Source organism: Vibrio sp. dhg (genome assembly GCF_003443775.1).
Lineage (GTDB): Bacteria > Pseudomonadota > Gammaproteobacteria > Enterobacterales > Vibrionaceae > Vibrio > Vibrio natriegens.
Genome location: NZ_CP028944.1, coordinates 822,123 through 834,860 on the forward strand (window position 1 = coordinate 822,123; position 12,738 = coordinate 834,860).

Sequence of the window (12,738 nt, forward strand, 5' to 3'; positions counted from 1 at the left end):
TTGTTTTTGTCACGGATTAAAGTGGTGTGTACAATTGCACCAACGTTATCCCAAACCTAATAACTGAATAAGCTTTCTATGTCCTCAACTACGATCAGTCCTCAACCTACATTAGCCAAGCAATTGTTCTCGATGACATGGCCCATGCTCTTTGGTGTTTTATCACTGATGAGTTTTCAGCTTGTGGACAGTGCTTTTATCGGCCAACTTGGCGTCTTACCTTTGGCGGTACAAGGATTCACACTGCCACTGCAAATGGTCGTGATCGGTATTCAGGTTGGCTTAGGCATCGCAACAACAGCGGTTATCTCTAAAGCACTAGGAGCCAATGAAACACGCTATGCTAAACAACTTGGCGGTTTAGTCCTGATGATAGGCTCGGTAGGAGTTGCGATAATCAGTGTGTTAATTTGGTTGCTTCGTTACCCGATATTATCCATGCTCAGCGCACCGGATACGGTTATGCCTATCATCGATAGTTACTGGCCATGGTGGTTACTGAGCTCCTGGACTGGTGCCCTCCTCTACTTTTACTACAGCATCTGTCGAGCCCACGGAAATACCATGTTGCCAGGCACCATGATGATGATCACCAGCGGTGTGAACCTAGTTCTCGATCCGATCTTCATATTTACCTTCGATCTCGGCATTAATGGCGCAGCGCTTGCGACAATTGTCGCGTTCAGTTTTGGTATTTTGGTCGTGGCTCCACGAGTCAAAAAGAGCCATTGGGCCACAACGCAATGGCAAGATCTAAACGTAGTGAAGAGTGTCCGTTCCATCGGCAATATCATGGGGCCTGCGATGATAAGCCAACTCTTACCTCCTTTGTCTTCCATGCTCGCAACTAAGCTACTGGCTGGATTTGGTACGGCTGCCGTCGCGGCATGGGCGCTGGGATCGCGTTTTGAGTTTTTCGCCATTGTCTCTGTACTCGCATTAACTATGTCTCTACCGCCAATGGTAGGGCGATTACTTGGCGCAAAAAACTATGATGATATTCAATCGCTGGTGAGTATTGCGGTTAAGTTTATTCTGATCTTCCAGCTCTTAATTGCCGTTATTACCTTTGCTGTCGCGAATCCTCTGGCATTATTAATGACCAGCGATATTCAGGTTGAGCAAGTGTTAGAAATGCATTTGATGATCGTCCCGATTAGCTTAGGCTCTCTGGGCGTATGTATGCTTATGGTTTCTATCTGTAATGCATTAGGTAAGTCATACACGGCGCTAACCGTTTCGGCGTTACGTCTGTTCGTCTTTTTCCTGCCGTGTTTATGGGTTGGTTCTCAGCTTGGGGGAATCAGAGGTCTTCTGCTTGGTGCTTGTCTGGGTAATATCTGCGCAGGCATCGCTGCTTATCTCACTTATCGTCGCACTATCGCATCGCTGTCCGAAAGGCATAACGCGTACTAAGTCTATAAACCAATAAGATCACATATCACAATAATGAAGCCCTCTATATTGAGGGCTTCATTCGTTGAGTTAAATACAGCCTTCTAATACATCAAGCTATTTTGTCCGCTGGAAAAACAACGCCAGTTTGTCTTCTGACTTCAGTCAGGACTTTTGCTACCGTCAATGAACGTTGTTTGGTGCTCTCATCAATCACACCTAACTTAAGTTGCTTGGCAAAAGCTTTAGCTTCATAAAACATGTGGTTTTCGGTTTGTGGCAGGGTCAGTACTTCTTTCTCTTTACCACGAAGAATGCGTTCGACGCCACGACCCGTGGAGATCATATCGACTAGGACACTACCTTGCTCACCCTGAAATTCACTTGGAATAAGCGAGTCGCTTACTTTTGAATGCAGAAGGTTGACGTTAAAATCGTCGTAGGCAAGGGTCACACTCCCGCATCCATCCACACCGGATGGCAAGACAACCGCACTGGCCTGAACCTGATTTGGCTCGCCAAACAACTCAATTGCCGACCCCAGACAGTAATAGCCGATGTCCATAATCGAACCATTGGAAAAATCCGGATTGAACGTATTCGGGTTCTCACCGTTTAAATACTTTTGATAGCGAGAGGAATACTGGCAATAACTGATCGTAGCGTGTCTTAACGGAGCTATGGTAGGCAGGCTTTCTTTCAACACAGTAAAGTTGGGAGTATAAGGCGACATAAATGCCTCAAAAAGCACGACTTCATTTTCTTCAGCGCACTTAAACATTTCTTGTACAAGGGCGTAATTTGAGGCCATCGGCTTTTCACAAATGACATGCTTACCCGCTTTTAGCATTTGCAGCGCTTGAGGTGCATGAAGCGAGTTTGGACTAGCAATGTAAACCGCATCAATATCCGGATCATTGCCCAAAGCGTCTAAACTGTCGTAGCAAGTCTCCGCATGGTATGGCGCACCAAATGAACGCGCCTTGTCAAACTCTCTCGAATATACGGCTTTGAGACGAAACTCCCCCGTTTGTATCGCTGCTTCAACAAAATGTTGAGATATCCAGTTCGTCCCAATAATCGCGAGATTAAACATGTCATTTCCTTCTAATTTTGATCGTAAACGCCAAGTGACTTCAGCTTATCTAATCGATTTAAACAAGGTTTATCTGAATAAACAACGCCAGATAGCGAAAGAATAGCTGCGCTACGTGTTCCACAATTTATGACTCATAATTGTGACAGCGTCACTTAAGGTATAGTATTTATCGCAGCTAATCGTCGATTTATTGATAAACCTCAACAACCTCTCCTCACAGGGCTGGTAATTTGAACCCGTTTTGTGGCTCCCTAGCTCGAATGATCATTATGATTTTGCTCTTCTCGCGAACAATAAACCTAATCTTTATATGGTTAATGGTATTTTTGGCGCTATAAATCCCAGTTCATATTGTGATTTGATGCAAATTTTTGATATTAAATCTGAACCTCAGAAGCACATTTCATCCCATCCATTAGTCTCAGTTGATAAAGAACATAATTAAGACTTTTATGTTTACCTCCAGAGTTGTGTTATCGATTCACATCACATATTTATGTAAATGAGATCTTATATTTCAATCAAAACCCATGATAGTAAGCATTATCATCGCAAAATAAGTTTGCATTTTTAAAAATGTCAACACCTTAAATACGACGCCTTAGTCACATTAATCCTCCACAGATAAGCCATAAAACAGTGATTTTCACTAGGTTTATTTTTCCTAGCAGAATAAGCCCTTCAGCCGTAGAATCCGCCCCATAATTATTACAACCCGATTACATTACCACCAGACTCCTACGCTCTACCGTAGAGGTACTAGCGGCGAGTATGGTTAGCCCCCAAAACGTGAAAGGTCCAATACAACAATGAGTCCAGAGAAATATCTCCAAGACTGGCAAACTAGCCAAACGATTGCTGAATCTATCTCCCCTCTAATCGGTAAGCTGTATCGTGAAAAAGGAATTGAAGTGGTTCTGTTCGGTAAGACGCTTATCAACGCCACAACTATCGACATTCTCAAAACTCACCGCGTAGCAAGACGATACACTGGAAGCCCTCTTTCTCTAGAGCAAACAATGCCTATCATTGAAGCACTATGTGAAATGAGCATTTCGTCTAGCCGCGTTGATATTGGTCATCTGGCAACTAAGTATTGGAATGAGCACGAAGACACTTCTTCACTAAATGATTTCCTACAAACAGCACTTCAAGGTGCTCGTGATGCAGATTCTTCTCTGAAAGCTCGCGATGTGGTTCTTTACGGTTTTGGTCGCATCGGGCGTCTACTAACTCGTCTTCTTATTGAAAAGAGCGGCCCTGGTTACCCACTAAGACTTCGTGCAATCGTTGTACGTGGTGGTAAAAAAGGCGACTTAGAGAAGCGTGCTAGCCTACTTCGTCGTGACTCAGTACACGGCCAATTCAATGGTAGCATCATCATTGATGAAGAGCGTAAAGCACTGATTGTGAACGGTAACTTCATTCAAATCATCTACGCAAACAACCCAAGCGAAGTTGACTACACCGCTTACGGCATTAACAACGCACTTGTTGTAGACAACACAGGCGTTTGGCGTGATGCAGAAGGTCTAAGCCAGCACCTAGCATGTAACGGCGCACAGAAAGTACTTCTGACTGCACCAGGTAAAGGCGATATCAAGAACGTTGTATTTGGTGTAAACGAATCTGTGATTCAAGAAGAAGACACCATCATCTCAGCAGCAAGCTGTACAACAAACGCGATTACACCAGTACTGAAAGCGTTGAACGATAAGTACGGTGTACTTTCAGGCCACATCGAAACGGTTCACTCTTACACTAACGACCAAAACCTGATCGATAACTTCCACTCAGGCGATCGCCGTGGACGTAGTGCATCTCTGAACATGGTTCTGACTTCAACTGGCGCAGCAAAAGCAGTAGCAAAAGCACTGCCAGAGCTAGCTGGTAAGCTAACAGGTAACGCGATTCGCGTACCTACGCCAAACGTTTCAATGGCAGTTGCAAACCTAAACCTAGGTGAAGACGTGGATCGTGATTCACTTAACGACTACCTACGTGAAATGGCTCTGAATTCTGAGCTATCAGCACAGATTGATTACACAGACTCAACTGAAATCGTTTCAACAGACTTAGTTGGTTCTCGTCACCCTGGCGTAGTTGATGGTCAAGCGACTATCGCACAAGACAAGCGTTGTGTACTGTACATCTGGTACGACAACGAATTCGGTTACAGCTGCCAAGTTGTGCACTGTATGGAACAAATGATGGGTGTTCGTTACCAAACATTCCCTCGATAGGTGAACATTGCTCCACAACGTTAACCACATGGTGTAGCGAACTATACCTCAACATTTGTTCTTTATAATAAGCGCGAAAGCGCACTACTAATCTTAACTCCCCATTTATACGCCTGAGCTTCCCCTCAGGCGTTTTTTATTCATACGATTTAACTTTCTTCAGTCTTTGACATTCCTCAGACATAGTGAGCCCGATTGTTCATGTTTCGTTCATATTCACAGGGGTAATCTGAACACATAGACGAATAGAGAGGTCAAGTTTATGAATCGGATCATCGTTACAGCACTAGCACTGATTACAGGCCTTTTTGCTTTAGTATTTAGCCTTATCATGGCGATCCCATTGACCATCGCGGCACTGATTACCGGAAAACGTATTGAGAAGCGCGTCAAGTACATGCAGAAAGAGATGCAGCAAGAATATGAATTTAATTCTGGAAAAGCAGACGCGATAGAAGGCGAATTTGAAGAAGTTCGCCGATAAGAGAATTAAAGTGTTTCTCAACCCCCTCGTCCCCAAAAGCTAACAAAGCTCCTGAGAAACTCCTTGCTTACACCCAGCCTTGAACAAGCTGGGTGCTTTTTTTATGTTCTGGAAATCAAATTTATATCGTTACAACCACACGCAGAGCCAACAACATAAGCACGACGCCAGACAAGCGATCGATCAACACCGCTTTTGAGCGAATACGATCAACCACTCGCGAGCTCGAGAGTACGATAGTAATGAACGTGTACCACAAACCGTCAACGATAAACGGCGTAGCAACAATGATCATTTGGTTGCTCAGATCATTACCCAGAGCAACGAACTGGCTAAATAAGGCGATAAAGAACAGTGCAATTTTAGGACTGAGAATAGAGATAAAAAAGCCTTCTCTTGCCGACTGTGCAACGGTGGTTTCCTGCCCAGATTCAAGCTTAGCCGCTACACCGCCTTTCGAACGCAGAGCATTAAACCCCAAATAGGCCAAGTACACTGCCCCCGCCAAGCTGATCGCTTTAAACAGTAGCGGGCTTTGCTGTAAAACCACAGCCAAACCGATCAGAGTAATAAATGCATATATCCCGATACCAAATGCGTGTGCCCACGCTGTCGCCAACCCATTAAGACGGCCACCAGCCAAAGCATGTTTAGCGACAATCGCCAAACTAGGCCCTGGAGACATAGCGCCCAACAAACATACGGTAAAAAGTGATAGCCAAACTGTTAGTGTCATAAAATCCTCTCCTCATTTGGTATCAATCTATCAAGTGAAGGGATATAAATAGAAATCAAAGTTTTTCATAAAGGTTATGACTTGAAATCATAACTTAATGAATAGAGTATTCCGATAGCTTCATCACTGTCCGAATTTGTTCTCTAACCCAACGATGGGCAGGATCGGTGTCGTATTTTGGATGCCACATCAACCAATATTCATGTGTCTGGGTTGCAAAAGGCAGTGGCTTATTGACTAAACGCCAATGCTTGGCAAGGTTCAGCGCAATATGTTCCGGCACGACCATAAGGTTGTCACTTGTTACCAGTCTGTTTACGGCTGCAGAGAAGAAAGGCACTTTAAATGCGATATGACGCTCCAGACCCATCTCTTTTAACGCCAGATCAGCACTGGAGTCCTTGTCACCACCTCCCGTCACCTTAATGTGCGAATAGCTGACGAGTTGCTTCGCGCTGATACTTCTACACTTAGCCAGCGGATGAGAATCTTTCATCAGACAAACCGAATTATCCGAGCCGATATTGATGCTCGATACGCCTTCTGGTTTGGAGGGGTACATAGAAGAAGCGATGTGAATGCCGAGCTCATGCAGTTTGTCCAGAAAGTCTGGCTGCCAAAGCCGATAAGCCATATCAAGTTGTGGCGCGAACTCACTGAGGTGCGACGCTATATCCGGTAGAACATATTGGGCAACGTAATCACTCGACGCAATCACGAGTTCTCCCTGCCAGTCTTTGGGCTCAAATGGCTTGTCATCCAAAAGATGGTCAAATTCCGCAAGTAACGCATCCAGTTTTTCTTTTAGCGCTATCGCTCTTGGTGTAGGAATCAGCTGATTACCCTGGCGAATAAGAAGTGGATCACCACACAGCTCGCGGAGTTGAGCCAACTGACGACTCACCGCAGACTGCGTGATGTTCAGTCGCTGGGCAGTGCGGCTTACATGACACTCTTCGAGCAAAACATGTAAGGATCTCAGCAAGTTTAAATTGATGTGGTTTAGCATTGTTTATCCGATTGAATGGTACTTACGTCTGGCTTTGCCGATCACTTAACGAACTTATTCCCAGTGGTATTAAAAAACTCGGTTAATACAGTATGAGTCATGAGATGGCGAAGCTCGGGAAAGCGTTGAATTTGGTCTCTGACCTCATTCAGTCGGTTCATGTTGGGAACCTCGACAAAGACCATCATATCGGTTTCTCCGCTAATGGCATGACACCATTTCACCCCATCAATTTTATATAACTCATTTGCGTAAGATTCGCAGTAGTACGTTGAGGTGGAAGTATCGAACTTCAGAGCAAAATAAGCGCAGATTGAATCCCCTTCATTAGAGGCGATTTCTGCATGATAACCCAAGATAACTTTGTCATTTTCGAGCTTACGAATTCGAGCCGTCACCGCCGAGCGAGAGAGGTTCACTTTTTCTGCGATTTCAGTGACTGACAGCCGAGCATTGTGCCGGAGAATATCAATGATCTTGTGATCAAACTTGTCCATAAACTTACCGCTTCTTCCTTATTTTCTTCATTTTATAACGATTTTAAATGCATAAGAAACCAACATTTTGTTGGAATTATTTGAAACAACCGTCATATTGGCGGTGCAGTAACGCATTTTGTATTTGAGAACTCATTTATTCTTAGACTTCCCTTAGTTCGACACCGTCAGAGACCAGCATGGAACAGCTCAAAAAAGACATCTCACTTATATCCGGCATCGCCCAACTTTCCACCACATTGATGGGCACAGGTCTATTTATGATACCGGCGATTGCGGCAGGTATTGCAGGGCATTTTTCACTCTGGGCATGGATATTACTGTTCGCGGCAATTTGCCCGATTGCTCTGACGTTTGCTCAATTAGGTAAGCGATATCCCAACGCTGGCGGCACCGCTTTCTTTGTCCGAAAAGCGTTTAATGCAAAATTAGAAAGTAGCGTTGCCTGGCTGTTTGTCAGTGTGATCCCGGTGGGGATCCCAGCAGCTATCGCACTTGCCGCTGGTTTTCTCAAACAACTTCTGCCTGAGCCACTAAACAATGACTTATTCGCTCAAGTACTCACCATCGCGCTGCTGATATTGGTTAACTTGCTAGGAACAAAGTCATCAGGGCGTTTGCAAACAGTGATCGCACTGAGTGTATTTGCGCTGGTTGGTGCATTTCTATGGAAAGGAGAAATCAGCAGTGTTGACCTAACCATGCCTGCCGTCACAACCGACTCGATTTGGCCTATTACTTCAGCGCTTGCTGTGATGTTTTGGTGTTTTGTCGGCATAGAAGCATTTGCACACATGGGCGAAGAGTTTAAGAACCCACAACGCGACTTTCCTATCGCGATTATTGTCGGATGTTTCGTTGCTGGCGCAACCTATTGGGCATGTTCGGTTGTGATATTAAAGTTTGGCGCTTATGGCACCCCTCAGTTTGATAATGCCTCCATACCTTGGCTAAGTGCGCAGCTACTGGGAGACAGTGCCAAATGGATCATCAGCGTGATCGGCTTTTCTGCTTGTTTTGCCAGTGTCAATTTATACACTCAAAGCTTGTCCCGAATGGTCTGGAGTCAAGCTCGTGAATATCGTCCAGACAGCAAACTGGCGAAAGTCTCGCATCGGGGCGTTCCTTCCTCTGCAACATTGCTGGTTGGCTTCATCCTGTTTGTGTCCTGTGTGGCAGGTACACTATCTCAACTTGATTTAGAGTTTTTCCTTAAACTCGCGAACAGCATTTTTGTGCTGGTTTATCTGCTTGCCATGCTCGCGGCATACAAGCTGCTGCAAGGCGTTGGCAAAGCTCTGGCTGGAATTTCTCTGATTCTTTGCACTGGCGTCTTTGTCTGCTTAGGTTGGTCCATGCTGTATGCGCTAACGATTTTTGTCCTGCTGTCATTGCCATGGAAGCAATTAAGATCAAAACGCGAATCAAAAGTGATTGAATAACCCCTTAAAACAGCTCAGACAAACGTTGTACAAGCGGATCAATTTCTTTTAAAGCCACGTTGCCATAACCGAGCACCACGCCATTCCAATCACGATCTTGGTAGCTTGGGTGCTCGTAGTAACTTAATGGACGTAATACGATGCCGTCATTTTCGGCGCGTTTCGTCCATGTCAGCTCATCAATGCCCGTTCGCCATTTTAATGTTATATGCAGTCCGGCAGCCTGACTTATGATGCTTACTTTGCTTCCAAAATGTGCTTGGATTGAGAGGCACATCTGCTCATGTTTCGCTTTGTAAACCCGTCGCATTTTTCGGATATGGCGCAGCAAACTCCCTTCAGCAATAAAATCAGCCATTGCCTCTTGGACGTGGCTGGGAGAATCGCCACTTAACGCATCTTTCACCATCAAACATTTATCTACCTGCGCTTCTGGAACCACAAGATATCCGAGCCTTAAACCGTTAAACATAACTTTGCTGAAAGAGCCAACGTAGAGAACGCGATCATCCCTACCCATTTGTGCGGCTAACCCTTGTAGACTGGTATACGGGCGATGGGCGAACTGAAATTCACTGTCGTAGTCGTCTTCTAAAATCCAGGACGAATTCTGAACAGCCCAATCGATTATCTTCCCTCTCTGTTCGGTATTCAAAGTGGTGCCCATTGGGTACTGATTACTTGGTGTGATGTAGAGAGCATCCGCATCACTGCTCGTTACCACATCAATATCGAATCCATACTTTTCCTTCACCAACAGCGGTTCGAATTGATACTGCTGAAACTGAATTAACTTGCGCATTTGAGCGTAGCCAGGTTGCTCCATCAATACCTTGTCGCCTCGATTCAGAGTTGCCATTGTTGCAATACTCAGCGCTTGCTGAGCTCCAGAAGTAATGATGATTCGTTCAGGGGTACAATTAACCGAACGGCTTGAAGCTAAATAAGCCGATAAAGCACAACGAAGTGACCAGCTTCCTTGGATATGTTGATTACCAAGCAAAGACGTCCGCGTCAGATGACGATTCAGATACTTCTGCCATCGGGCGCTAGGAAACGCGGCCAAGTCCGGAACTCCAGGGGCAAATGGCGCGTTAATGTCATATTTTATTAAAGGAGCTTTGGCGGACTGAACCGACACCTTTTCCGGCAAATACTGTTCGGGTAATTCTACTGCGACATAAAATCCCGAGCCCTGCTGGCTAATCAGATACCCTTCCGCAACTAATTGCTCGTATGCCGATATAACCGTATTTCTGCTCAGACTGAGTTCTTGAGATAATTTACGTGTAGAAGGCAACTTTCCATTTTTAGGCCAAAGACCTTTGACGATCTTTTCCCGAATCGCAAAAAACACCGATTGCTGCAGCGTTCCATTGGCTGAACTTACACATAAATCACCCACATCAATCAAAGACAAACCGGATCCATCCATTGTTTAAAACTGGCTCTCTTTAAACTACCAGTTAGACGGTACATTGCAACTCGACACTGATAAAAAAATATTGAGGTCCCAACTATGGGATGACGCCAAGGAGAGCAGTAATGTTATCAAGTACGAAAAGAACACAAATAAAGAAAGGCGCACATAAAGCGGTCTCCGAAGTTGAAAAACTGCATGCGATTATCGATGAGAGTTTGATTGCCCATATAGCGATCACCAATGAGTCTGGGCCGGTGGTGATTCCGATGCTGGCCTGGCGTGTGGGAGAGTTTGTCTATATTCATGGCGCGAACAACAGCAGGCTGCTACGTACACTCAAACAAGGCGATCAAACCTGTCTCACTTTTACACTGTTCGATGGATGGGTACTGGCTCGCTCTGCGTTTCACCATAGTGCGCACTACCGCAGTGCCGTTGTATTTGGCCAATTTGAAATCGTGCCAGATAACCAAGAAAAAAATGATTTGTTGAACCATTTCATTGAGCAAATCGCACCAGGCAGAACCGAACAGATCAGGCTGAGCAATGAAAAAGAGCTGAGCGCAACCATGCTGCTGCGTATCTCACTTAAAGAAGCGTCTGTGAAAATAAGTAATTTTGGGGTGAATGATGATGCTGAGGATATGGATATTCCGGTTTGGGCTGGCGTACTGCCTTACCGAACTGTCGTTGGCCCTCTGGAAACCAGCCCAGATCTGTACGAGGAAATTACTACGCCGGATTACAGCAGTGCGTATTCAAATCGTTGGCATAGTTCTGAAACCGAAAACTAAGCAATAAGCATATTGCTTATCTAAACAGCTCCCCTCAACCGCTGGCACCACCAGCGGTTTTGTTTTCAAATGTATCCAATAACACTGTTTTCCCGTATAACAAAAGGTTAAAACTGAAAGCGCTATTCTTTAGTGGTTGGGATGTAGAAAACGGGAGGCTCTCAATGTCAGACAAGGAAAAAAACTTACCTACGCATCGCATCTCCAGATTCGGTAAATTTGCTTCTCTTGCTACAAGAGTCGCCGGAAATGTGCTTGCAGAAGGTACTAAACAACTCGCCAAGGGCAACAAACCTAAAGCGAAAGACCTCCTGTTGACGCCTCAAAACATCACCAGACTGACCGATCAGCTTGCTCATTTACGCGGTGCCGCGATGAAACTCGGACAAATGTTGTCGATGGATGCGGGTGATATCCTCGAACCCGAGTTAGCCGATATTCTCTCAAGGTTGCGCTCTAATGCCGACCCAATGCCAGCCAAGCAGTTAAACGGCGTCATGGAAAACGCGCTTGGTCCGAATTGGAAATCAGAGTTTCTTGCTTTCAACTTCAAGCCGATCGCCAGCGCTTCCATAGGACAAGTGCATCAGGCATACAGTGATGCGGGCGACAAGCTTGCGGTGAAAGTCCAATACCCTGGTATTCGCAAAAGCATCAACAGTGACGTCGACAACGTTGGCACACTGCTTAAAGTCGTGGGTCTGATACCAGAATCTGTAGACTATAAAGGGCTGTTAGAAGAAGCGAAAAAACAGCTTCACGACGAAGCCAATTATTTACGTGAAGCACAGTTCGCCATACGTTATTACGAGGCACTAAAAGCACATCCTCACTTTGTTGTGCCAAAAATTCACCCAGAAAGCTCTTCACAATCAGTATTAGCGATGGAATATATCGAAGGGGTTCCAGTGGATACCATCGTAAACGCTGACCAAAATACCCGTGATGCCGTCATGCACAACCTGCTCGAACTGCTTTTCCGCGAGCTATTCGACTTCAAAATGGTTCAGACCGACCCAAACTTTGCCAACTATTTATATCTTGAAGAAACCAAGCAAATCGGTCTGTTAGATTTTGGTGCCACTCGCGAATACAGTGAAAAATTCAGTTCTGGATATCGTCAGGCGTTCTCCGCGGTTATTAACCATGACGAACAAAGCCTGAACGAAGCTCTGGAGAAGATTGGCTTTTTCAGTCAAGACATCCTGCCAGAACAGAGAAAAGCAATTTGGGAACTGGTCAAGATGGCATGTGAACCCATGTTAGTTGATCAAGACTATGACTTTAAAGCCAGCGGCCTTGCTCAGAGGTTACGTGACGCAGGTAAGATCCTCAGCATGGAGCAGGATTACTGGCACACGCCACCAGCGGATGCCATTTTCCTTCACCGAAAAATAGCGGGGATGTATCTGCTGGCGGCACGAATTGGTGCCAAAGTGAACATTCGCAAATTAGTACAGCCTTATCTCAATATCAAAGTCGAGTAGCCTATTGTTTTTCTGTTACTTTCGCGTACTTTAGTTTTGTCGAACGTTTAACGCCATTCTTCGCTATTGTTATTAGTGAAGGTTCGAACACTATCTCTATTCTTTAAACGAACAAACTATCGGGGTGCT

Annotated in this window: 11 protein-coding genes; 6 read left to right on the top strand and 5 right to left on the bottom strand. The window is 45.1% G+C overall.

Annotated elements, in window-relative coordinates:
* Positions 1-78 precede the first annotated feature (78 nt).
* Positions 79-1,416: an MATE family efflux transporter gene (locus DBX26_RS19390; protein WP_118120635.1), complete on the top strand. Its 1,338-nt coding sequence runs from the start codon at positions 79-81 to the stop codon at positions 1,414-1,416.
* A 91-nt stretch (positions 1,417-1,507) separates the two neighbouring features.
* Here the strand turns inward: DBX26_RS19390 and DBX26_RS19395 are convergent, their stop codons facing one another.
* Positions 1,508-2,491, bottom strand: coding sequence for a Gfo/Idh/MocA family protein (locus DBX26_RS19395; protein ID WP_118120636.1), 984 nt, complete (start codon positions 2,489-2,491; stop codon positions 1,508-1,510).
* Positions 2,492-3,303: 812 nt separating this feature from the next.
* Here DBX26_RS19395 and DBX26_RS19400 point away from each other — a divergent pair.
* Together DBX26_RS19400 and DBX26_RS19405 are read left to right on the top strand one after the other, a co-directional pair.
* Positions 3,304-4,737: a glyceraldehyde-3-phosphate dehydrogenase gene (locus DBX26_RS19400; protein WP_020334141.1), complete on the top strand. Its 1,434-nt coding sequence runs from the start codon at positions 3,304-3,306 to the stop codon at positions 4,735-4,737.
* A gap of 262 nt (positions 4,738-4,999) precedes the next feature.
* Positions 5,000-5,221, top strand: coding sequence for a hypothetical protein (locus DBX26_RS19405; RefSeq protein WP_118120637.1), 222 nt, complete (start codon positions 5,000-5,002; stop codon positions 5,219-5,221).
* A 121-nt stretch (positions 5,222-5,342) separates the two neighbouring features.
* Here the strand turns inward: DBX26_RS19405 and DBX26_RS19410 are convergent, their stop codons facing one another.
* The 3 genes from DBX26_RS19410 to DBX26_RS19420 all read right to left on the bottom strand — a co-directional run bounded on the left by DBX26_RS19410 (position 5,343) and on the right by DBX26_RS19420 (position 7,463).
* Entirely contained in the window at positions 5,343-5,957 is a 615-nt protein-coding gene (locus DBX26_RS19410; protein ID WP_118120638.1) for a LysE family translocator, read from the bottom strand.
* A gap of 94 nt (positions 5,958-6,051) precedes the next feature.
* On the bottom strand, positions 6,052-6,966 hold the full coding sequence (locus DBX26_RS19415; protein WP_065297796.1) for a LysR family transcriptional regulator: 915 nt from the start codon (positions 6,964-6,966) through the stop codon (positions 6,052-6,054).
* 41 nt (positions 6,967-7,007) lie between these two features.
* Positions 7,008-7,463, bottom strand: coding sequence for an Lrp/AsnC family transcriptional regulator (locus DBX26_RS19420; protein ID WP_014233760.1), 456 nt, complete (start codon positions 7,461-7,463; stop codon positions 7,008-7,010).
* Positions 7,464-7,642: 179 nt separating this feature from the next.
* Between DBX26_RS19420 and yjeH the strand changes: the two genes are divergently transcribed.
* On the top strand, positions 7,643-8,905 hold the full coding sequence (gene yjeH, locus DBX26_RS19425) for an L-methionine/branched-chain amino acid transporter (protein WP_118120639.1): 1,263 nt from the start codon (positions 7,643-7,645) through the stop codon (positions 8,903-8,905).
* A 4-nt stretch (positions 8,906-8,909) separates the two neighbouring features.
* Here yjeH and DBX26_RS19430 read toward each other — a convergent pair whose 3' ends face one another.
* On the bottom strand, positions 8,910-10,340 hold the full coding sequence (locus tag DBX26_RS19430) for a PLP-dependent aminotransferase family protein (protein WP_118120640.1): 1,431 nt from the start codon (positions 10,338-10,340) through the stop codon (positions 8,910-8,912).
* 110 nt (positions 10,341-10,450) lie between these two features.
* Here DBX26_RS19430 and DBX26_RS19435 point away from each other — a divergent pair, with 110 nt between their 5' ends.
* Complete coding sequence (locus DBX26_RS19435) at positions 10,451-11,122, top strand: pyridoxamine 5'-phosphate oxidase family protein (protein WP_118120641.1); 672 nt, start codon at positions 10,451-10,453, stop codon at positions 11,120-11,122.
* 164 nt (positions 11,123-11,286) lie between these two features.
* On the top strand, positions 11,287-12,609 hold the full coding sequence (locus tag DBX26_RS19440) for an AarF/ABC1/UbiB kinase family protein (protein WP_118120642.1): 1,323 nt from the start codon (positions 11,287-11,289) through the stop codon (positions 12,607-12,609).
* The last annotated feature ends 129 nt before the right edge of the window (positions 12,610-12,738 follow it).